This window comes from Chryseobacterium pennipullorum (assembly GCF_003384725.1).
Classification (GTDB): Bacteria; Bacteroidota; Bacteroidia; order Flavobacteriales; family Weeksellaceae; genus Chryseobacterium; species Chryseobacterium pennipullorum.
Window position 1 is genome coordinate 191,666 of sequence record NZ_QNVV01000002.1, and the last position, 19,965, is coordinate 211,630.

Genomic DNA, 19,965 nt, shown 5'->3' on the forward strand with positions numbered 1-19,965 from the left:
AATCCACTTCTTAAATACAGCTCAGAATAAAATGAATATTAATGAGATCAAAGAGTCAGCTCTTGCCTTCAAAGCTGGAAATAAACACGAACTAAGCCTCAAAATCAAGGAACTCAAGGATCTTGATATTCCTTTTTCAGGATGCGTTGCTTTCTTACAGTATAATCAGAAGATTTCCCTTTCGGAAGCGAGAAAACAGGCTCTTGACCTTAATATCTGGACACAGGAAGAAAGAGATTCTATTCATGGATCCTATCTTATGATGCTAAGTGAATTCCAGGAAGATGAAGATCAAAGTTAACTTTAACCCCTTTAAAAATGGACCCGAGAATACAAAAAATTAAAGAAAGAATAGAACGGCCTGCCACCGAGTTTTTTACCGGAGGGTTCAGGCCGCAAAATATATTGGAAGAATCATGGATAGGGCGTGTGTTTGCCTATACAAAGGATGAAGAAATTCCATTAGATCAGCAAGGCAATCCAATGATGCCCCTTCTGCAGCTTTATCTTCCAAATCAGCCATTTGTACCTGAACAGATCAAAGATAAAAAGCTGATGACCGTTTTCATCTCGTACGACTTTCCGCAAACCTTCGAAAAAATGGGATCCAACTGGCTCATCAGGGAATATGATGACCTGGAGGATATTGTCGTGAAGGATCTGAGAAGTTCAGCTTCCTATTTAAAACCTTTTCCAATGACTTCCAAACTGGTTCCTACAGATGCTCCATTATGGGATGGCGGCGGTATTGAGGATATCGATTATAGTCTGATTTCTGAAATCGTAAAACTGGAAAGGGAAGGCCTTTTTGACAGTTATTTCAAATTCACTGAACACAGCTACCGTACCAAATTGGGAGGATATCCCTCGTTTTGCCAGCCCGGCATCGGTTTCAAAGATGGATTCGGAAAAGGATTTGAATTTGTTTTCCAGGTTTCATCAGATGAAAAAGCTTGCTTGAATGTCATAGACAGCGGAAGCTTCATGTTTGCCAAAAATACTGAAACTGGGGAATGGAGTTTGTACTATGATTTTTTTTAAAACTAATGTGTATCGTAAGTAATAAACCGCATTCTTCAATTGTTATTAGTATATGAAAACAATGTTCCTTCTTCTCGTTTTATTTGTGTCTCTGACTTTTGTTCCGGCTCAGACAAGGGGGTCAGAAGGCTTCTTCGAAACTTCAGACCATATCCAATTAAAATATAAGGTTTCCGGAACAGGCGAAACCTGTATCTATGTTCCGGGAGGTCCCGGCCAGGGATACCCTTCTTTTGAGCTGATGGGTGGCAACAAGCTGGAAAAAAATATGCAGATGGTGTATATGGATCAGCGAGGTTCCGGAGAATCCGGAAAGTCTGATGATTATCACCTGGATAAAATGGTTCAAGACGTTGAAGAGCTCAGACAGCATCTGAAACTTGATAAAGTCTTTCTCCTTGCTCACTCTTTTGGTGGAATTATCGCGGTCAATTATGCAAAAAAATATCCACAGCATACCCGGGGACTGATTCTTGCCAATGTTACTTTACATTTTTTGAATGATGAGTCCGTAAAGGAACAGATTGACTATGGAAACAGTCTTCTGCAAACGAAAAGCAAAACCGTTTCCGGAGATAGCCTGGCTTCGGAACTTTCAAAAATCAGCAGTGCTTTAAGAAAGAAAAGAATCGGGTATAAGTTTCTTACCGAAGATATTGAAACAATAAAAAAGATGGATACCATTGATGCCCTGCATCCAAGGATCATCGATTTTGGTATGGCAGTCATTTCAAAACCTAAAGAATACCCTGAATATTATGCTGACTATGCTCCAATGACAAAAAACATTGATGTTCCAGTACTGATCATTACCGGTAAAAAAGATAAAGCAGTCGGAACCCAGCATTATAAAACGTTTCAGTTCCCTAAGCAGAGGGTGGTTGCTATCAATGGCGGACATCTGCTGTATTACGAAAAAAATAAGGAATTTGTGGATACCGTTTCCGGTTTTGTGAAGAATTTAAAGTGACATCCTTATCCTTAAGGCTCTGTTTATCATCATGGTATCTTTCTTGCCTATACTATTTGCCTTGAAGAAGAATACGTCAGTCCTGTCCGTTCAGGATACCCATATTCAAAAGGAACAGACTTCAGTCCGTTCACATGTAATGAAAGACGATCCACTGGCTTTAACCAAAACTTATGCATTCAAAGGAGTAATGAGTTTAAGGGACAGAAATATGAAGTTCATCAACATGATATAGGTTAGATCAACATAAAATCACCGGATAGAATATTTTCACGCTATACTTTTTGTCTCAATATCCACTTACGTATATCACCTCTCACGGGTATTGCATCATAAAAACAAACGTGGCTGTTTCAAATGAAACAGCCACGTTTTATGTATGGTAATGCCAGCTTAAGACTGGACACAAATTAGAATTTAAGATCTCCGTTCACCTCTCTCACTGCATTGGCAGCTTCAGAGAATTTCAATTGCTCTTCAGCAGTAAGCGTTACGTTTACAATTTGCTCTACTCCGTTCGCTCCGATGATCGCAGGAACCCCTAAGCAGATATCGTTTTGTCCGTACTCTCCTTCAAGCATTAAAGAACAAGGGATCATTTTCTTTTGGTCACATGCAATAGCCTGAACCATTACAGAAACAGCAGCACCCGGTGCATACCATGCAGAAGTTCCCAATAGTTTAGTAAGGGTAGCTCCACCGACTTTAGTTTCTTCGATTACATATTTTTGTTGATCTTCACTTAAGAATTCAGTTACAGGAACCCCGTTTCTTGTTGCTTTGCTCAATAGCGGAAGCATACCTGTATCACTGTGAGCAGCGATTACCATTCCGTCCACATCAGAGATCGGAGCTTCTAAAGCTTCTGCCAATCTGTATTTGAATCTTGCAGAGTCTAATGCCCCTCCCATTCCGATGATCTTATGCTTCGGAAGACCTGAAGTTTTGTGAACAAGATATGCCATAGTATCCATTGGGTTAGATACCACAATAATGATTACTTCCGGAGAATGTTTTACTAAGTTTTCAGTAACTTCTTTCACGATACCTGCATTGATACCGATTAACTCTTCTCTCGTCATTCCAGGTTTTCTTGGGATACCTGAAGTGATTACGGCTACATGAGAACCTGCAGTTTTGCTGTAATCTCCTGTTGTTCCGGTAATTTTTGTATCAAATCCGTTAAGAGATGCCGTCTGCATCAAATCCATTGCTTTACCTTCAGCAAACCCTTCTTTAATGTCTACCAAAACTACTTCTGAACAGAAGTTCTTCATTGCGATGTATTCCGCACAGCTTGCTCCTACAGCGCCTGCACCTACTACAGTTACTTTCATATTGTTACTTTTTAAATTATTTTTTTTGTTAGTTAAGTTTAAATTTGAAACTCCCCAAATTTAATAATTCCTGAAAAATTGCGCAATTTTTCAGGAATTTAATTAGAATTAAAATAAATTAGTTGACGTTCAGTAAAAACGTGTATAGCTTTTTGGCTCCGGAAAGCACTTTATTGTAGTTTTCTTCTGCCACTTCGGTATCCAGAACTTCTTTAAAATTCTTCCACATCGGCCCTGTATTCTCTTGATAACATCCGAAAAAGTTGAAAGTAACCTCATCAAAGCCTTCTGTTTTAGAAAGCTGTTTGGCAATCACATTCCCCCCTAAAGTAGAACCTTCTATCACATACATTGCACCAAGTGCTTCATGCTCATTATCAAATTCAAGGGGATGAGAAGCTTGCTGATTTTTAAGGGAGAGACTTTTTAAATCTTTTTCAATAAGGGAAAGTTTCTTCCTTTCATCCAGCTGAAGTTTCTCTGCATATTTATCAGAAAGGCTGCTGAATATTTTGTCTTCACTGTGAAGAAGCATCAGATAATTGGTGTGGATGATCTTTTTGTAATCTTCCAGAGTAAAAGTTTTATTAAATATCTTTTCAGAATTGAAGAGTTTTTCTGCCGCATCGTGATAGTCTGCTGTATTTTGCTTTAGATATTCTGATACCATAATAACGTTTTAAAAGTTTCTCAAATGTAAGGTTTTTTGAACGTTAAAATGAAAGATGTGCCTTCTTTATTGCTCTCATAATCTACATTGCCTCCGATCCTTTTCATAATGCGGTGGACGATGGACAGCCCTACTCCGTTTCCTTTAAACTTCTTCGCATTATCCATCCTGTTGAAAATTTTGAACATCTTATGTTTTTCCCCCTCGGGGATTCCAATTCCATTATCAGAAATTCTGTATACAACGGTGTGTTCTTCTTCGGTTCCTTCGATTTCCACTTTGGGAAGATCATGATGTGATGAGTATTTTACAGCATTATTGATGATATTTAAAAACACCTGATGCAGCAGAGTTTTGTCTGCCATTACATCCGGACATTCTCCGATGATGACTTCACTGTTTGCGCTGCCATAGGTCATTTTAGCATTTTCAGAAATTTTCTGAATGGTAAGATGGGTAGTAAGGCTCTCCAGCTGTATTTCGCTATACTTGGCACGGCTTAGCTGCAGTACATCCTGCATCATCTCAGCCATACTGTCAATCTCGTCGATAATGGTATTGATCTTGGTTTTGCTTTTTTCAGAATTATCAGTCAGGTTTCCCAGAAGCATCTGAGCATTCAGCTTCATTACAGTCAAAGGCGTTCCCAAGTCATGAGAAATAGTATAGGAGAAACTGTCAAGTTCCTCGTTTACTTTTTTAAGCTCATCATTAAGCCTTTTGATGGCATTATAGTTTTTATGGGAGGTTTCCAGGATCAGATCTCTCACGGCCTGTACAGCGCTCACATTTCGGGAATTCCATCGTTTGGAATGTCCTTTTATATTTTCTGTAAAAATACGGAAAGAGGTCCTTGGTGATATCATCTGTTTGTCCTCTCCGTTCTGCGAAAAGACCTCTATCTTTTTTGTAGGATTACCGGCCCAGTCGATATGTTCGTCAAACTCTTTCCTGAACCAGATCAGCATCTCATTTTTGTCTCTTTCAACAAAGTAAATGATCACTCCGGCTGCATTTTCAGACAACTCCAGTTCTTCGCCATGATCTTTAAGAAAATTCCGGCTGGTATAGATTGGAGCTTCTGTATATTCGAGAGCCCATTGTGCAATTCTGGCAATGGTGTTAGGAGTAGGTGTGTTTCCGTCTGTTATAATGCTTTCATCTGAAACGATGGCAAGGCCGTCAGCATCGGGTAATGATCGGATCTCAGATTTACATTCGATAAGAGAGTCCAACAGATTATGGTGCTTTAAAAATTCGGTCTTCATCTGTAACAGCTTTTCATTCAGCTCCAAGCGATAACTCAGCTCACCTTTAGATCTGAATGATGAATAGGCATTGGCTGCGAGTGCGGTAAAGATCCCTGCCTGTACTCTGTCTTCAAGGTCAATATGCTTAGGCTTTATATTCTGGCAGGTTACCAGTCCCCAAAGTTGGTCATCAATAATAATTGAAACGCTGAAGCTTGAAGAAACACCGAAGTTCTTAAGATATTGTCCATGCACCGGAGACATTCCCCGGGAGGCGGAAAAGGTGAGATCAATAGGCTCTTCCGTTTTGCTTAAAACCGGCACTGTCTCGGCATACACATTACTGAAAATTCTCTTCCTTTTTTTAAGATACAGCTCACGGGCCTGCTTCGGAATATCAGACTCCGGATAATGAAGTCCCATAAAGCTTTCCATCTCTTCATTTTTCCGTTCAGCAATAACCTTTCCGGAACCGTCCATCATAAATTTGTAGACCATAATCCTGTCATAGTTGACAACCTTTGAAAGGGTTTCCAGTAAATGATTCCAGAGATCCTGCTGGTTATCAATAACATAAAAGTTGTCATATTTGTTGGAAATTCTTTTATCAGGATTTACCAGAACTTCTTCAAATTCCAGGAAAATATGATTTCCGCTTCTAAACACAGAAAAATGGAATTCTTTTTTCTCTATAAAAACTTTATCAAAATAGGTTTCATTTTTCCGTCTTGTAAACTTATCCAAAGAGGTATAGATCTCAGAATCAATAATACTCTGAAAACTTTCTGGAAAGTCTGTAAGCTCTCTTCCGAACAGTTTATCTAAACTTTCGATCTTAAAAATATCCGAAATATTCCTGCTGAGAAAAGTAATGGTTCGGGATTCTGCATCAATGCCAATCAGATAACCAAAACTTTGTATGGAGCCCGGAATATGGATGGGTTCCTCATGGCATTCTATAAAATTCATAAATCTTTTCAGTCTGTCAATCAAAGATACCATTTTTTTATTCACCTTTTTACTTTGTGGTACTTTAATTGAAGACGGCCCCACCATCCACACATACAGGACGTTATCAACACCTGGCAAGCAGAAAAACACATTAAAAAATTCTCTTTTTTAAACTCTTTTTTCTGCGACATTACTAAAATATACGAAAATTTTTCGAATAAAAATATTTTTAACTAATATCCATGATTCATAACATGAATTACAGATTACCACCCTTTATAATTATGTTATTAAAACAAATTTTGCTAAATTTATATCACCAAATAATGAATTCAATGAAAATATATTGAATTATTCACAATAGATCCAATATAAATTTAAAACCCAAATAATACTATCATGAAAAAGTTCCCATTAATTTTATTTTCTATGGTCCTCTCTATAGGATTATGGAATCCATCTGAAGCATGTACACGTGTGGTTTACAAAGGTCCGGAGAATACTGTAATAACGGCACGTTCCATGGATTGGCGAGATGAGATTCCTGCCAACCTCTGGATTTTCCCCCAAGGCATAGACCGTACCGGGCAAACCGGTCCGAAATCTGTAAAATGGAACTCCAAATACGGAAGCATCATCAGTTCTTCATGGGATATTGCTTCTGCAGACGGAATGAATGAAAAGGGACTGGTGGCAAATCTGCTTTGGTTAGGAGAATCCCAATATCCAAAATTCGATGGAAAAGGAAATAAAAAGGGGCTTGCTATTTCATTATGGGCACAGTATTATTTGGATAATTTTGCAACGGTAAAAGAGGCAGTGGAATTTTCAAGAAAAGAGCCCTTCGTTGTGGTGAGTGACTATATTCCTGGGACAGAAAGGTTTACCACAGTTCATCTTTCCATTTCCGATGCCACAGGCGATAGTGCCGTCTTCGAATATATTAACGGGAAGCTGATCATCCACCATGATCCTTCTTACACCGTGATGACCAATTCCCCGGTTTTTGAGGAGCAGCTGGCACTCAACAATTATTGGAAAGGTATTCCCGGAACGGTAATGCTTCCGGGGACTAACCGTGCCGCTGACCGTTTTGTGAGAGCATCATACTATATCAATGCAATCCCAAAAACAGCCGATTCCCGTACTGCTGTAGCCAGTGTGTTCAGCGTGATCAGAAACTGTTCGGTACCCTACGGAATTACTTCGGCCACAGAACCCAATATTTCTTCTACCCGCTGGCGCGCTGTTTCGGATCAGAAAAATCTGGTGTATTATTTTGAAACCGTTTTCACACCCAATACTTTTTGGGTAGATCTTAAAGATTTTGATCTCAGCCCTAAAGGAAAAGTAATGAAACTGGACCTGAGTAACTACAAAACTTATAATGGGAAATCCAATACGGATTTTAAAGAATCTGTTCCATTTAATTTTTTAGGATTATAATAATCATCAACAGCAAAGTGTTAGAGCTCCGACCATTTAAATCATTTTAAGTGCCAGGCTGAGCGTGTAAAGAATACAACTCACCTGTCGGAACCGATAGGTATCCAGCAATCTTAATTCAGTATTTGAGATTCCCTGTTTCTTCGGAAAAAGCATATGAAATATCCGGCAAGGATTTCACAGAGCTTTTTACCATACAGCCTTTGCAATACGATAAAGTTCAAAAAACAAAAAAACAAAAAGATATGGCCTTTTTTTCAATCAAAAAGAAAAGCCTGTTCCTGTGTATGCTGGTTTGCGGATTATCTGCCAGTGCACAGATTCAGGACTCTTTGAAACCCCAGCCTCCACCACAGGAAGCAGACAATATAAAATATCCGCAACTGCAGATCAAAGGCCTCTTCCAGGCCCGTTATCTGGTAGGAATGAGTAAGGATGTTGATGTCAATGGACTTCACCATACCGATGGCTCCGGAACAGATAACACTTTCATGCTCAAATACATGAGGGTTCAGGTACGGGCACAGATCAGCAAACGTACAGAAGTTGTTGTACTAGCCAATCTTGCCGATTTTAAAAATGATCCTAAAGGCAGAGTGCTAGAAAATGCTTACCTGAAATATACTTTCAATCCTAAATTAGCGATTACTGTCGGCCAGTTCAGGCCCTGGTTCGGTATTGAGGAAACCTATCCTATCGATATCATTAAGTCTCTGGACTGGTCCAATCAATATACCGAATTCGGAAAACTGGGATGGACGAGCTTCCAGATCGGAATGTCTGCTACAGGACAGCTTCAACTAGGGGAAATTCCTTTTCAGTATGCTGTTTCGGTAGTCAACGGGAATGGAAAAAACCAGATCAACGATAATGACAACGGGAAACAATATTCTACCCGTCTGGTTTTTGGGCTATCCCGGAAATACAATTTCAACGTAGGCCTGAATGGGGGTACGGGTGAAGTTTTCAGTAAAAAAGTATACGCGTTGGGAATTGACCTCAGCTCACTGATCAAGTTTGATCCGAAATGGAGTCTTGATATGCAGCTGGAAGCCAAGCAGGCAACCAATCATATACTGTACAACTCGATTGCTCCTGAAGTACGTCCCGATAATCCCGATGCATATCTGATCCGTGGAGCTTATTTTCTTCCCAATTTAAGATACGAGATCAATCATAAAAACCTCAGCGCCTTTGAGCTGTCATGCCGGTACGAATATCTGGACACGAATTTTCGAATGGCATCCAATCCAAGACAGACGATCACGCCGATGTTCGGGTTGGAATTCCTGAAAAATTACGGCGCAAGGATTCAGCTGGGTGTGCAGTTCGACCGTTACAAGCATCAGGTGGAAAACACCTCACAATACAATAACAATCTATTCATTGTACAGGTACAGAGTAGGTTTTAATTCTTAAATAGTTATTATCATGAAAGAAATAAATATCAAAAATGTAGCGATCACCTTTGTTGTTGCATTGATCATATGGTTCATTCCTGCTCCGGAGGGTGTTGCCGAAAATGCCTGGCATCTGTTTGCGATCTTTGCAGCAACCATCTTGGGAATTATCCTTAAAGCAGCTCCTATGGGTACGATGTGTATGATGGCCATTGGTTTTACAGCTCTTACCCAGGTTGTGGCCCCCGGTGATGCCGGAAAATCGATCACGAAGGCTCTTTCCGGATTTGGAGATAAAGTAATCTGGCTGATCGGTATATCATTCTTTATTGCCAGAGGATTTATAAAAACCGGCCTCGGAAACCGGATTGCTTTTTTATTCATCAGAGTGTTTGGTAAAAGCTCATTAGGGTTGGCTTATGGACTGGGACTCGCTGACGTTTGTCTTGCTCCGGCCATACCCAGTAATACGGCAAGAGGCGGCGGAATCATCTACCCCATTATGAAATCTATGGCCATCAGCTTTGATTCTGTTCCTGAAAAACCGGAAACCCACAGAAAGCTGGGATCTTTTCTGACCCTGAACAGCTATTATATGAACCTGATTGCTTCCTCCATGTTTCTTACCGGAACTGCAAGTAACCCGATGTGTCAGAAATTTGCAGCTAACCTTGGAATTGATATCACCTGGATGTCATGGGCTGCGGCAGGATTTTTACCCGGTGCCGTCGCTTTCTTTGTTGTTCCTTTGGTTCTGTACAAACTATATCCACCGGAATTGAAAAAGACCGGTGATGCCCCGAAAATGGCAGCTCAGAAATTAAAAGAAATGGGACCTATTTCCAGAAACGAATGGCTGATGCTTCTGGCATTCTTTATCCTCTTAGCCCTTTGGATATTTGGAGGAGCTCTTTCTATTGATGCTACCACCACTGCATTTATCGGATTAACGCTATTATTACTGACCTCCGTATTAACCTGGGAGGATGTAAAAGGAGAAAAAGGAGCCTGGGACACGATCGTTTGGTTCGCTGTATTGGTGATGATGGCAAGCTCTTTAAATGAATTAGGATTCATTGGCTGGTTCAGTAACCTTATCAAAGTACAAATTGGAGGTCTGAGCTGGCAGGTAGCCTTCCCGGTTATTATCATCGTCTATTTCTTCAGTCATTATATTTTCGCCAGTGCTACCGCTCACGTAGCTGCCATGTATGCGGCATTGCTTGGTGTAGGCGTTTCTTTAGGAATTCCGCCTATGCTATTGGCTATGATGCTCGGTTTTATGGGGTCCATTTATGGTGTGCTTACCCATTACGGACATGGTCCGGCTCCGGTATTTTTCGGAAGCGGGTATGTGGATCTGAAAGCATGGTGGCTCAGGGGTCTTGAAATAGGAATTGTATTGCTGATCATCTACATGGCTGTCGGTGGATTGTGGATGAAAGTTTTAGGATATTATTAATTATTAAATCAACTTTATGTTATCAACATTGTCAAGAAAAATGCTGATGTGCCTTACGGGACTCTTTCTGGGATTCTTCCTGTTGATCCATTTCCTTGGAAATCTACAGCTTTTTCTGCCACAGGAGCAGGCTCACCTGCAATTCAATGCGTATTCGCATTTTTTATCAGGAAATATCATTATCAAAATAGTTTCTTATGTTTTGTATGCCAGTATCATTCTGCATGCTGCAGATGGGCTGGTCATTACCCTTAAAAATACAAAATCAGGAGGCAGCTATTCATCTGACAGACGTGGGAGAGCAAGTAAATGGGCTTCCAGAAATATGGGAATCCTGGGAACTTTGATTCTGATCTTTCTGGTCATCCATTTCCAGAACTTCTGGTATATCTACAAATTCGGAAATCCTCCTTTGGATGAAAACGGAAATAAGGACCTCTACATTTTGGTAGTGAATGTCTTTAAAGAATGGTGGTATGTTCTTATTTATGTACTATCGATGATCGCCTTATGCTATCATCTTATCCATGGCATACACAGTGCTGCAAGAACACTGGGATTATACCATCCGAAGTTCGTCAAATGGTTCAAAGCGGCAGGCATTGTCTATTCGGTGATCATCTGCCTGGGCTTTGCACTGATGCCTGTGTATGTCTACTTTACTTATCATTAAACAGACTTTATCATGATTTTAGATTCAAAAATACCACAAGGTCCACTGGAGCACAAATGGGACAACTATAAAAAGAAGGCAAAGCTGGTTAATCCTGCCAACCGCAAAAAGCTGGATGTGATTGTTGTAGGAACAGGTCTGGCAGGAAGTTCTATAGCAGCCTCTCTGGGCGAAATGGGATACAATGTGAAAGCATTTTGTTTCCAGGACAGTCCGCGAAGGGCACATTCTGTAGCGGCGCAGGGCGGTGTAAATGCTGCAAAAAATTATAAAAATGATGGTGACAGCGTCTACCGGATGTTTGTTGATACCCTGAAAGGAGGTGACTTCAGAGCCCGTGAGGCGAATGTATACCGAATGGCAGAATGTTCTCTGAACCTGATCGACCAGGCGGTAGCACAAGGTGTTCCATTCGGGCGCGAATATGGAGGATATCTCAACAACCGTTCTTTTGGCGGGGTTCAGGTAAGCCGCACATTTTACGCGAGAGGACAGACCGGCCAGCAACTGCTGCTTGGTGCATATCAGGCTTTAATGAGGCAGGTGGGAAAAGGTTCTGTACAGTTGTTTTCAAGACACGAAATGCTGGATCTGGTTATTGTTGATGGCAAAGCCAGAGGAATTATCGTCAGGAATCTGGACACGGGAGAAATCGAAAGACATGCTGCTCATGCGGTAGTGCTTGCAACAGGGGGCTACGGAAAGATCTATTATCTTTCTACTTTAGCCATGGGATGCAATGGATCTGCAATCTGGAGAGCTCACAAAAAAGGAGCATTGATGGCTTCCCCAAGCTGGATCCAGGTACATCCTACTTCTCTTCCACAATCCGGAGACTATCAGTCGAAACTGACCCTGATGTCCGAATCGCTGCGTAATGACGGAAGAATCTGGGTACCCCTGAAAAAAGATGAGAACAGACTTCCCAATGATATTCCTGAAAATGAGCGGGACTACTATCTTGAACGAAGATATCCTGCATTCGGAAACCTGGCACCCCGGGATATTTCTTCTCGCGCCGCCAAAGAGAGAATCGATGCAGGCTTTGGGATCGGACCACTGAAAAATGCTGTTTATCTCGATTTTTCCAAAGCTATTAAAGAACAGGGAAAGGACAAAATCAGCGAAAAATATGGAAATTTATTTGACATGTATCTTAAGATTACCGGGTATGATGCCTATAAAGAACCGATGATGATCTCGCCTTCTGCACACTTTTCGATGGGTGGACTATGGGTGGACTATGAGCTCATGACAACTGTTCCCGGGCTGTTTGCTTTAGGTGAAGCTAATTTTGCGGATCATGGAGCCAACAGACTGGGTGCCAACTCTCTTTTACAGGCTTCAGTAGACGGATATTTTATCGCTCCTTATACCATTGCCAATTATCTTGCGGATGAAATACACACCGGAAAAATTTCCACGGATTCACCTGAGTTTGAATCGGCTGAAAATGCAGTGAAAAATCAGATCCAAAGCTTCATTACGATTAAAGGAACCAAAACAGTCGATTATTTCCATAAAACTTTGGGAAAACTTTTGTACGATTACTGCGGACTGGCAAGAAACAAAGAAGGATTGGAGTATGCCATTCAGGAAATTCGAAAACTGAAACAGGAATTCTACAAAGACGTAAGAGTTTCCGGCCAGGGAGATCAGATGAATTCCGAGCTGGAAAAAGCGGGACGTGTCGCAGATTATTTTGAAATCGGGGAACTAATGTGTTATGATGCCCTGACCCGTAACGAATCCTGCGGGGCTCATTTTAGGGAAGAATTCCAAACTCCCGATGGAGAGGCCATGAGAAATGATGCAGAGTATCAGTTCATTTCAGCATGGGCTTGGACCGGAGAAAACACTGAGCCTGAACTCAACAGGGAACCGTTGGTCTTTGAAGAAATTCAACCCACCGTAAGAAGTTATAAATAAAAAGAACAAAAATTATGGAGTTACATCTTAAGATATGGAGACAGAAAGACAGAAAAAGTGAAGGCAAACTGGTCAGTTATGATCTTAAAGCACTGAATCCTCACATGTCTTTTTTAGAAATGCTGGATACTTTAAACGAAAAGCTGATTACGGAAGGGGATGAACCTGTGGAATTTGATCACGACTGCCGTGAAGGAATCTGTGGGCAGTGCGGAATGATGATCAATGGCATTGCCCATGGCCCGCTAAAAAATACAACCACCTGCCAGCTTCATCTGAGGTCTTTTAAAGATGGAGAGACCATTCTGATCGAACCATTCCGGGCTGATGCCTTTCCCGTGAAAAAGGATTTAAAGGTAGACCGCTCCGCATTTGACAGAATTATATCTTCCGGAGGTTTTGTATCTGTTAATACTGGGCAGGCGCCTGAAGCCACTGCTATCGCGGTGACGCATCAAACAGCAGAAGAAGCTTTTGATTCAGCGGCCTGTATCGGGTGTGGCGCATGTGTAGCCACTTGCAAAAATGGAAGTGCTGCCTTATTTACCTCCGCTAAGATCACCCATATGGTGCTTCTTCCCCAAGGAAAAGAAGAAAGGAGTAAGCGGGTTTTGGATATGGTTACCCAAATGGATCATGAACTGTTTGGACACTGCTCTAACACCGAAGCCTGTGAAGTAGAATGCCCGCAGGGAATCTCCGTGCTGAATATCGCCCGGATGAACTTTGAGTACAACAGATCATTGTTTTTCCGGAAAAAATAAAAGGCAAAAAGTTAAACTTGAAGGGCAAATCCACTAACTGTAGATTTGCCCTTTAGTTTTATACGAAAAGTAAAATACGAGAGAACTAAAAATAAGTCTGTCTTTACAATATGATTATTCTCATCATACTTGATCTCATCGCTCTCTGCTTAGAGATAGAAGACAAATTCGAAAGACTGACCATATTCTTGTAAACCGCAATATGTTCGCTTACCCTGATTAGACTTCTTTTTCAAAGTACAGTCTGTAATATTTTCCTTTGTCGTCCTCACCCATTTCTATTTTCTGGCGGTCACCATGGATGTAAATATGGAAGTTTTTGTCCAGCTTAATAATGCTCTTGAAATGTCTCTGGGTCTTTTTTACGGCAGCTTCACTGATCGGAAATTCTTCAGCAATATTGACCTGCATATCCTGTTCATAATCGGTTTTAAAATTTACAAAACTTTCAATCACATGCTCATCCCCTAATACTTCAGTCGCAAATTCATCCAGTTTGAATTCTTCTTTTTCCTTGAAGAAATTGATGGATTTATTAAGGAAATCTGCCTGGTCTGCTTTGGAAACTTCAAATTCCTGTGGAAGCTGTTTGGTGATATAGTCTTTGTATACCATCAGAGCTTCCTGCGTATGGAAATACTCGTCATCACGCTGCTTTACCTTTAAGAAATCTTCGAACCAGTAGTACATATCCCCGTTTTTGTTGTTGTCAACCACCGAAAGTATATATCCTGTATCCTTATTATTGTTGTAGATTAAGGCCGCTTTATCAATTTTAGATAAACCGATCCCCTGGTCTTTTTCAATATCAAATGTTTCTTCTGCAGGATTAATTTTAAGGAAAGATTCTCTCTTTTCCGTTTTAAAGATTCCGATCTTATCTACTTTATCAGGACGGTCGCTTTCGTCTTCAAAAAAAACAATGAATAACTCTCCGCTCTGCACTCTGGGGTTTTCGGCCGCTTCGAAAAGGTGTTTAGCAATATTTTCAGATTCCCACATAAATTTGGACTTATCTTCAAAAATTTCAGAAACAGCACTGTAAACCGGGTTGTTCACCAGATATGTATCGCTGTAAAAATGAAAAGTTTCTTCTGACTTGAATGATCCTAAAAAGTAATCTTCAAGTAATTCTGCCATTCCTTCTTCTAGCTTCAGCTCTTCCTGAGAAAGCGTCAGGGAATCCCCGTTGATCTTATTACCTACTCTGTGTACTATTATTTTTGAAAACATTTTTCTGAATATTTGGACTGCAAAGATATTCATTCTATCCATTACACGAAACTGAAAAATCAGATTGCTTTTGTTCCTGGGGCACAGAAATTAATCCACAAAAGGTATAACTATTACTAACACTTGAATATCGTAAGCGCCCGGCTATACGTATCAGCAAGTACATTTAAGTTTTTAAAATCTATTTCATTTCTAATGAATTTTCTACCGTCTTTTCAACTTTCCCCAAGACTCAAATAGTTCATATCAAAAGATTTTATTACTTATAGGGTTACCTGAAACCAGCCATATGTTTCTGCATCCGTATTCCAAATTGATAAAACCCCTATCATTTTGAAATGTTTTTCCATTTAAAAACACAACAATAAAAACAATATCTACCTGATTATAAACACATTAAACAAAATCCATCGTCAAAGGTATACTATTGGCCTCATGATTTGAAAACATAGAAAATGGACTTAAAAACATTAAACAGAATTGATAAGCTCAGAAGGTTAAAAAGCAAAGGACCTAAGACTCCAAAATGGCTAAAGCCCTATCATATGCTCTTCTTTGCTTTCTTAACCATTTTCATTTTTGGTGCCTTCATCAAAATACTGGAGCAGAATAACCATTAAATTAAAGATATGAATTATTTAGAGGCCGCACAGGAAATCACAAAACTTGTTCCGGATATTCAGAACGAATGGAACGACAGTCCCCATCACAACTCTCTCACCGTTGTTAGAGCTTTCACGGAATGCATCAAAACTATGATCCGCCAGAATGACCGTAAACTACTGTTCAGCTGCTTACAGGAAATGGACAAAATGTACATGCATGGTGACACGATGTTAAAAAATGCGATTGACAATACATTTATCTATTCACTGGACAATTGTACTGCTTTCTGCAGCGCAGAATACAGGAAAGTGATTTTCAGTCACATTTCTGCGGAGCTTCAGCAAAGTTATTCAAAACAAATTTACAGTCACGGTATATAAAGGTTTCATTACATTTTTTATCCGTTTCATTACAAAGTGTTTAAATTAAACAAAATTTAAAATAACTCACAATCAATAGATTATGAAAAATAAAATCAGAAAAATTTCAGACTGGAAAACCTGGAAAAGCACCACCAGCAGACACAATTCAGAAATATTAGTCACTCACATCGCAGTGATTCTTGGGGTATTCATTTTTGCGGCCTGTCTTTAAATTTTGGTATACATTTAGCTGCACTAGTAAGTGTTTGAAAAATTCTTAATTATGATGAAAGTACAAATGCAAACTATTAATCAAAAAATAGCTGTTGAATACTTAAAATTTTTCTATCCGCCACTTCGCAATGAGATCACCCAGTTGTCTGTACAGGACAATTTCGCCGGGATCATGCAGGCTACCGTCAATTATCTGAAAAATCTGCTACAGGAATCGAAGATCAATATTATCGCCCATCACATCAAACTGATGGACTGGATCTACAGGAATGGAAATTCTTATGTAAGAACAATGATTGAAAATCTCTTTGTAAGATCCTTCGAAAGTTTTAAAAAACATGCAAAGATTCAGCATTGGAAACTTTTGTACCAATACATGCCCGTAAGTTTCCAGATTATTTATAATGAACAGCAGAAACAGGATCAGATGTTTTTCGGGAAGTAAGCGCAGAAAAGGTCATTGCCTTTCCACCCTCTCAACTGTATGAGTATTTATAGCTATAAAGGAACAGGAGCAAATCTGCTCACTGCCAATTTGCTCCTGTTTTATATTCAATGATCATTATACGCCTGTTATTTCAGTGCAGTTTTATCCGCTGGAAACGGCCGGAAAGAAATGAAAGGTTTCTTTTTTCTAATCAGATCTACGAGCATCTGGACCGCAAATGTCAGGAAGATATAAAATACAATCAGCAGCAATACATATCCGATGCTGTGCTGCCTGTAGCCGAAAATACCCTTCCCCCATGAAATTAGTATCCACTGAATCATGTACATCGATGTCAGGTTTCTGCTGCAATACTTTAACAGCCTCATCCATCCATTTTCTTTACTTCCGGATGTGAGTCTGAAAATAATCCATAGGAAAATCATGGTCCATCCTGCAAAATAAATAACGCCTCCAGGTCCCATGTGATAAAAACCGTTATAATTATAGTCGCTGTAGATAAAGACAAGAGGTGCTCCAAGTGCAACAAATACAAGGCCGGTATACAGCATATTTCTGAACAGCTTACTGCTGTTATAATTGAGCTCCATAAACCATTTTCCAAAAAACATCCCGATGATAATAAAAGACATCCACGGAAAGACAGGAAAATACACGTAGGCAGGATAATTAGTATTGAATAGAAGATCCAAAATATAATTGATCACGGGATAATCCACGGTAATCCCGCTCATTTCACGGGATACCAATGCTACGATCAACCCAATAGCCAGAATTCCATATTTATTGGTTACGTATTTCCTGATAAAGCCTACAAACAATAAAGACATCCCAGCCAACTGTAAAATATCTCCCAGGAGAACCAGATACACGTACTGCTGTTCAATCGGAGCATCCCAGCCATACTTCTGAATAAAATTATCCGGTGCAAACCCAAAAATAACAGGAATCATAAACTTCATAAAGTTCATAAACAGACCTGCAAATACGAGTAAAAAGCCTCGCTTCAATGAGCTTGTAAGACTCTGGTGGCTGGAAGTCATAAAGGTGATTCCCATACAGATTAAAAAAATAGAAGTTCCCCGGCCCAAAAAAACAATAAAACTGCCAATAGCCGTTTCTGATTGCGATTTTACATTGGCATAGATCAGTAAAGTATGGATGATGATCATCCCTATCACGCTCATTCCTTTTATTAAGTCCAAAGTCAGGATTCTTTTGCTTTGTTGTTCCATAGTTTTTTAATTTTTAAAAAGTGGTGTAAAAATGCCTGTTAGCTTGCAAGGCAGGAAGATTTTCTTATAATATTTTTATTTATTCTAAATAAAAACAAATATACACATTTAAACCATAACATCAATTTTCTAAGTATATTTCCGTAAAATATCAGATTTCGATAAAAACATAGCAATAGAACCGGAAGAATAAAGGAAAAACGTCAGACTCATTTAAAGTCATAGGAAAACATGATCAGCAATTAAAAAACCCCTTTCAATAGCTTGAAAGAGGTTTAAGATCAATTATTTACGAGACAGTTCTTACTGAATCACTTTAATTCCTGTTGCCAGTAATCTGATTTCAGTGGCAGGCTCTGTAATTTTGGCGATATCAGCAGGAGATTTTTTAGCATCTTCAGCATAATGACGGAGTTCTTCCACTGAAGTTTTCTTCAGTTCGGCCTTACCGTCCAATACAATTGTTTTTCCTTTGATTGCTGCGGGAAGGAAAAAGGCATAGTCCTTCATTTTAACAAAAACCTTTGTTTTTTCAGGATTTTCCAGTGTGATCCAACATCCTTTTTTAGGACATACATCGGTCACTTTTCCTTTAATGGTTACTTCCTCCACTACAGGTTTTGTATTCAGGATCTCTGTTAAATGCTGCATAGAAACGGCTTTTGCCTCCTTATCAGAAGATACACCGGCACCATACGCATCGCCTGCGTTGGCATTTCCTTCAGGCAATTGGGCAAAAATGACGATACTCAGTACAAAGAATCCTAGTGATAATAGTTTTTTCATTTTTCTTTTTGTTTAATGTGAATATTATGATTTTGGTAATTCCGGTGGACGCATTTTGTATTTGTAGCTGTTCAGGCTTTTTAAGAAAGCAACGATATCAAAAATTTCCTCATCGGTTAAATTTAGCTTTTCCACCATCCCTGATTTGTGAGGAAACTTAGGATCGTTTATCTGATTTCCCTTTGGGGTTTCGCGGCCCATTCCCGCATTATACATCATAACGATATTAGCCAGTTCGGGGAAAAGCCCGTTGTGCATATACGGTTTGTTTTCGGATACTTCTCGAAGTGTAGGGGTCTTGAATTTTCCCACATCTTCATTTTTCTGAGTGACTGCATAACGGCCCAAATCCTCATATTTTCTCCCGTAATATGTAAGCCCCAGATTATGGAATTTCTGATCCGAAAAATAGGGTGTATTATGGCAGTTGACGCAATTCGCTTTGGTACGGAACAGGTGAAGCCCGTTTACTTCAGCATCTGTCAGTGCATCCTTTTTACCCGAAACAAATTTATCAAATTTCGATGGTGGGCTTATCAGGGAACGCTCAAATGTTGCAATGGCTTTTGCAATCTTATCTTCCGTTACTTCTTCACTTCCGAAAGCCTTTACAAAGAACGGCCTGTAATTTTTAATTTTCCTGATATTTTTAGCAGCCAGTGACATATGGAGATTCATTTCTACCGGATTCTCTATCGGAGCTTTCACCTGCTCTTCCAGAGTTGATGAGCGGCCGTCCCAGAAAAATGTTTTGGCAAACCCTATATTCACTAAGGTAGGTGCATTTCTGGTTCCTGTCTGGCGGTCATGCCCAAAAGAAACCCGGCTTCCATCAGACCATCCGATCTCCGGATTGTGACAGTTCGCACATGAGATTTGTCCGCTTTTAGAGAGTCTTGGATCGAAGAATAACATTTTTCCAAGTTCCATTTTATCTTCTGAGTAAGGATTGTCTTTGGGAAATGTCATGTCGGGTAAAGGCCCGATATCCTTAAATCCCTCTTTAGCCTCATCAAATAAATGCGGTACAGGCCATTTGGACTGGTCTCCGCTGCTGTACAGTGTACGCAGTTCTTCGACGGTATATCCGGCAGGATCACTTGAAGTATAGCTTAGCAGGCATGCTACCCCAGCAATCGCCAGAATAGCGAGATATCTGTCTTTCATT

At 39.9% G+C, this 19,965-nt stretch carries 21 protein-coding genes; 14 read left to right on the plus strand and 7 right to left on the minus strand.

The genetic code is table 11. The annotated features are described in order from the left end of the window. Window positions 1-31: 31 nt before the first annotated feature. The 4 genes from DRF67_RS03315 (at window position 32) to DRF67_RS21440 (ending at window position 2,246) form a co-directional block, all read left to right on the plus strand. Complete coding sequence (locus tag DRF67_RS03315; protein ID WP_115926640.1) at window positions 32-301, plus strand: hypothetical protein; 270 nt, start codon at window positions 32-34, stop codon at window positions 299-301. A gap of 17 nt (window positions 302-318) precedes the next feature. Then, window positions 319-1,041, plus strand: coding sequence for a YwqG family protein (locus DRF67_RS03320; protein WP_115926642.1), 723 nt, complete (start codon window positions 319-321; stop codon window positions 1,039-1,041). Window positions 1,042-1,093: 52 nt separating this feature from the next. After that, entirely contained in the window at window positions 1,094-2,011 is a 918-nt protein-coding gene (locus tag DRF67_RS03325; protein ID WP_115926644.1) for an alpha/beta fold hydrolase, read from the plus strand. 61 nt (window positions 2,012-2,072) lie between these two features. Next, window positions 2,073-2,246, plus strand: a complete 174-nt coding sequence (locus DRF67_RS21440; protein ID WP_165851731.1) for a hypothetical protein — start codon at window positions 2,073-2,075, stop codon at window positions 2,244-2,246. Between the two features lie 175 nt (window positions 2,247-2,421). Here the strand turns inward: DRF67_RS21440 and DRF67_RS03335 are convergent, their stop codons facing one another. From DRF67_RS03335 to DRF67_RS03345, 3 genes are all read right to left on the minus strand, one after another. Then, window positions 2,422-3,348 (minus strand): malate dehydrogenase, encoded by a 927-nt coding sequence (locus DRF67_RS03335; protein ID WP_115926648.1) that lies wholly within the window; start codon window positions 3,346-3,348, stop codon window positions 2,422-2,424. Window positions 3,349-3,466: 118 nt separating this feature from the next. Beyond that, entirely contained in the window at window positions 3,467-4,018 is a 552-nt protein-coding gene (locus DRF67_RS03340; protein WP_115926650.1) for a biliverdin-producing heme oxygenase, read from the minus strand. A gap of 20 nt (window positions 4,019-4,038) precedes the next feature. Beyond that, window positions 4,039-6,270: an ATP-binding protein gene (locus DRF67_RS03345; RefSeq protein ID WP_228435723.1), complete on the minus strand. Its 2,232-nt coding sequence runs from the start codon at window positions 6,268-6,270 to the stop codon at window positions 4,039-4,041. Window positions 6,271-6,618: 348 nt separating this feature from the next. Between DRF67_RS03345 and DRF67_RS03350 the strand changes: the two genes are divergently transcribed. From DRF67_RS03350 to DRF67_RS03375, 6 genes are all read left to right on the plus strand, one after another. Then, window positions 6,619-7,665 (plus strand): linear amide C-N hydrolase, encoded by a 1,047-nt coding sequence (locus DRF67_RS03350; protein ID WP_115926653.1) that lies wholly within the window; start codon window positions 6,619-6,621, stop codon window positions 7,663-7,665. Between the two features lie 245 nt (window positions 7,666-7,910). Then, entirely contained in the window at window positions 7,911-9,077 is a 1,167-nt protein-coding gene (locus DRF67_RS03355; protein ID WP_115927064.1) for a porin, read from the plus strand. 19 nt (window positions 9,078-9,096) lie between these two features. Next, window positions 9,097-10,527 (plus strand): anion permease, encoded by a 1,431-nt coding sequence (locus tag DRF67_RS03360; RefSeq protein WP_115926655.1) that lies wholly within the window; start codon window positions 9,097-9,099, stop codon window positions 10,525-10,527. A gap of 16 nt (window positions 10,528-10,543) precedes the next feature. Continuing rightward, window positions 10,544-11,200, plus strand: coding sequence for a succinate dehydrogenase cytochrome b subunit (locus DRF67_RS03365; RefSeq protein WP_115926657.1), 657 nt, complete (start codon window positions 10,544-10,546; stop codon window positions 11,198-11,200). Window positions 11,201-11,212: 12 nt separating this feature from the next. After that, window positions 11,213-13,129, plus strand: a complete 1,917-nt coding sequence (locus DRF67_RS03370; RefSeq protein ID WP_115926659.1) for a fumarate reductase/succinate dehydrogenase flavoprotein subunit — start codon at window positions 11,213-11,215, stop codon at window positions 13,127-13,129. A 14-nt stretch (window positions 13,130-13,143) separates the two neighbouring features. Continuing rightward, window positions 13,144-13,893 carry a succinate dehydrogenase/fumarate reductase iron-sulfur subunit gene (locus DRF67_RS03375; protein WP_115926661.1) on the plus strand — a complete coding sequence of 250 codons (750 nt, stop codon included), beginning with the start codon at window positions 13,144-13,146 and terminating at the stop codon, window positions 13,891-13,893. 219 nt (window positions 13,894-14,112) lie between these two features. Here DRF67_RS03375 and DRF67_RS03380 read toward each other — a convergent pair whose 3' ends face one another. After that, window positions 14,113-15,126 (minus strand): nucleoid-associated protein, encoded by a 1,014-nt coding sequence (locus DRF67_RS03380; protein WP_115927066.1) that lies wholly within the window; start codon window positions 15,124-15,126, stop codon window positions 14,113-14,115. Window positions 15,127-15,581: 455 nt separating this feature from the next. On the opposite strand from DRF67_RS03380, the gene DRF67_RS21445 reads away from it, so the two are divergent. The 4 genes from DRF67_RS21445 to DRF67_RS03390 all read left to right on the plus strand — a co-directional run bounded on the left by DRF67_RS21445 (window position 15,582) and on the right by DRF67_RS03390 (window position 16,773). Next, the gene (locus tag DRF67_RS21445) at window positions 15,582-15,746 is read left to right on the plus strand and encodes a hypothetical protein (RefSeq protein ID WP_165851732.1); all 165 of its coding nucleotides are present in this window, start codon (window positions 15,582-15,584) and stop codon (window positions 15,744-15,746) included. Between the two features lie 9 nt (window positions 15,747-15,755). Further along, the gene (locus tag DRF67_RS03385) at window positions 15,756-16,112 is read left to right on the plus strand and encodes a DUF7674 family protein (protein WP_115926663.1); all 357 of its coding nucleotides are present in this window, start codon (window positions 15,756-15,758) and stop codon (window positions 16,110-16,112) included. Window positions 16,113-16,194: 82 nt separating this feature from the next. Beyond that, window positions 16,195-16,326: a hypothetical protein gene (locus tag DRF67_RS21910; RefSeq protein WP_262511397.1), complete on the plus strand. Its 132-nt coding sequence runs from the start codon at window positions 16,195-16,197 to the stop codon at window positions 16,324-16,326. Between the two features lie 51 nt (window positions 16,327-16,377). Continuing rightward, window positions 16,378-16,773, plus strand: a complete 396-nt coding sequence (locus tag DRF67_RS03390; RefSeq protein ID WP_115926665.1) for a DUF7674 family protein — start codon at window positions 16,378-16,380, stop codon at window positions 16,771-16,773. Between the two features lie 128 nt (window positions 16,774-16,901). On the opposite strand, the gene DRF67_RS03395 is transcribed toward DRF67_RS03390, so the two are convergent. The 3 genes from DRF67_RS03395 to DRF67_RS03405 all read right to left on the minus strand — a co-directional run bounded on the left by DRF67_RS03395 (window position 16,902) and on the right by DRF67_RS03405 (window position 19,964). Further along, entirely contained in the window at window positions 16,902-18,011 is a 1,110-nt protein-coding gene (locus tag DRF67_RS03395) for a heparan-alpha-glucosaminide N-acetyltransferase domain-containing protein (RefSeq protein WP_115926667.1), read from the minus strand. A 303-nt stretch (window positions 18,012-18,314) separates the two neighbouring features. Further along, the gene (locus tag DRF67_RS03400; protein ID WP_115926669.1) at window positions 18,315-18,797 is read right to left on the minus strand and encodes a DUF4920 domain-containing protein; all 483 of its coding nucleotides are present in this window, start codon (window positions 18,795-18,797) and stop codon (window positions 18,315-18,317) included. A 24-nt stretch (window positions 18,798-18,821) separates the two neighbouring features. Then, on the minus strand, window positions 18,822-19,964 hold the full coding sequence (locus DRF67_RS03405; protein WP_115927068.1) for a cytochrome-c peroxidase: 1,143 nt from the start codon (window positions 19,962-19,964) through the stop codon (window positions 18,822-18,824). Between the last annotated feature and the right edge of the window lies 1 nt (window position 19,965).

Coding starts and splice junctions, on each gene's coding strand:
- DRF67_RS03370 (WP_115926659.1), top strand. CDS start 11,213: ATGATTTTAGATTCAAAAATACCACAAGGTCCACTGGAGCACAAATGG.
- DRF67_RS03380 (WP_115927066.1), bottom strand. CDS start 15,126: ATGTTTTCAAAAATAATAGTACACAGAGTAGGTAATAAGATCAACGGG.
- DRF67_RS03325 (WP_115926644.1), top strand. CDS start 1,094: ATGAAAACAATGTTCCTTCTTCTCGTTTTATTTGTGTCTCTGACTTTT.
- DRF67_RS03340 (WP_115926650.1), bottom strand. CDS start 4,018: ATGGTATCAGAATATCTAAAGCAAAATACAGCAGACTATCACGATGCG.
- DRF67_RS21445 (WP_165851732.1), top strand. CDS start 15,582: ATGGACTTAAAAACATTAAACAGAATTGATAAGCTCAGAAGGTTAAAA.
- DRF67_RS21910 (WP_262511397.1), top strand. CDS start 16,195: ATGAAAAATAAAATCAGAAAAATTTCAGACTGGAAAACCTGGAAAAGC.
- DRF67_RS03345 (WP_228435723.1), bottom strand. CDS start 6,270: ATGGTATCTTTGATTGACAGACTGAAAAGATTTATGAATTTTATAGAA.
- DRF67_RS03315 (WP_115926640.1), top strand. CDS start 32: ATGAATATTAATGAGATCAAAGAGTCAGCTCTTGCCTTCAAAGCTGGA.
- DRF67_RS03335 (WP_115926648.1), bottom strand. CDS start 3,348: ATGAAAGTAACTGTAGTAGGTGCAGGCGCTGTAGGAGCAAGCTGTGCG.
- DRF67_RS03390 (WP_115926665.1), top strand. CDS start 16,378: ATGATGAAAGTACAAATGCAAACTATTAATCAAAAAATAGCTGTTGAA.
- DRF67_RS03355 (WP_115927064.1), top strand. CDS start 7,911: ATGGCCTTTTTTTCAATCAAAAAGAAAAGCCTGTTCCTGTGTATGCTG.
- DRF67_RS03350 (WP_115926653.1), top strand. CDS start 6,619: ATGAAAAAGTTCCCATTAATTTTATTTTCTATGGTCCTCTCTATAGGA.
- DRF67_RS03375 (WP_115926661.1), top strand. CDS start 13,144: ATGGAGTTACATCTTAAGATATGGAGACAGAAAGACAGAAAAAGTGAA.
- DRF67_RS03360 (WP_115926655.1), top strand. CDS start 9,097: ATGAAAGAAATAAATATCAAAAATGTAGCGATCACCTTTGTTGTTGCA.
- DRF67_RS03320 (WP_115926642.1), top strand. CDS start 319: ATGGACCCGAGAATACAAAAAATTAAAGAAAGAATAGAACGGCCTGCC.
- DRF67_RS03395 (WP_115926667.1), bottom strand. CDS start 18,011: ATGGAACAACAAAGCAAAAGAATCCTGACTTTGGACTTAATAAAAGGA.
- DRF67_RS03400 (WP_115926669.1), bottom strand. CDS start 18,797: ATGAAAAAACTATTATCACTAGGATTCTTTGTACTGAGTATCGTCATT.
- DRF67_RS03365 (WP_115926657.1), top strand. CDS start 10,544: ATGTTATCAACATTGTCAAGAAAAATGCTGATGTGCCTTACGGGACTC.
- DRF67_RS03405 (WP_115927068.1), bottom strand. CDS start 19,964: ATGAAAGACAGATATCTCGCTATTCTGGCGATTGCTGGGGTAGCATGC.
- DRF67_RS03385 (WP_115926663.1), top strand. CDS start 15,756: ATGAATTATTTAGAGGCCGCACAGGAAATCACAAAACTTGTTCCGGAT.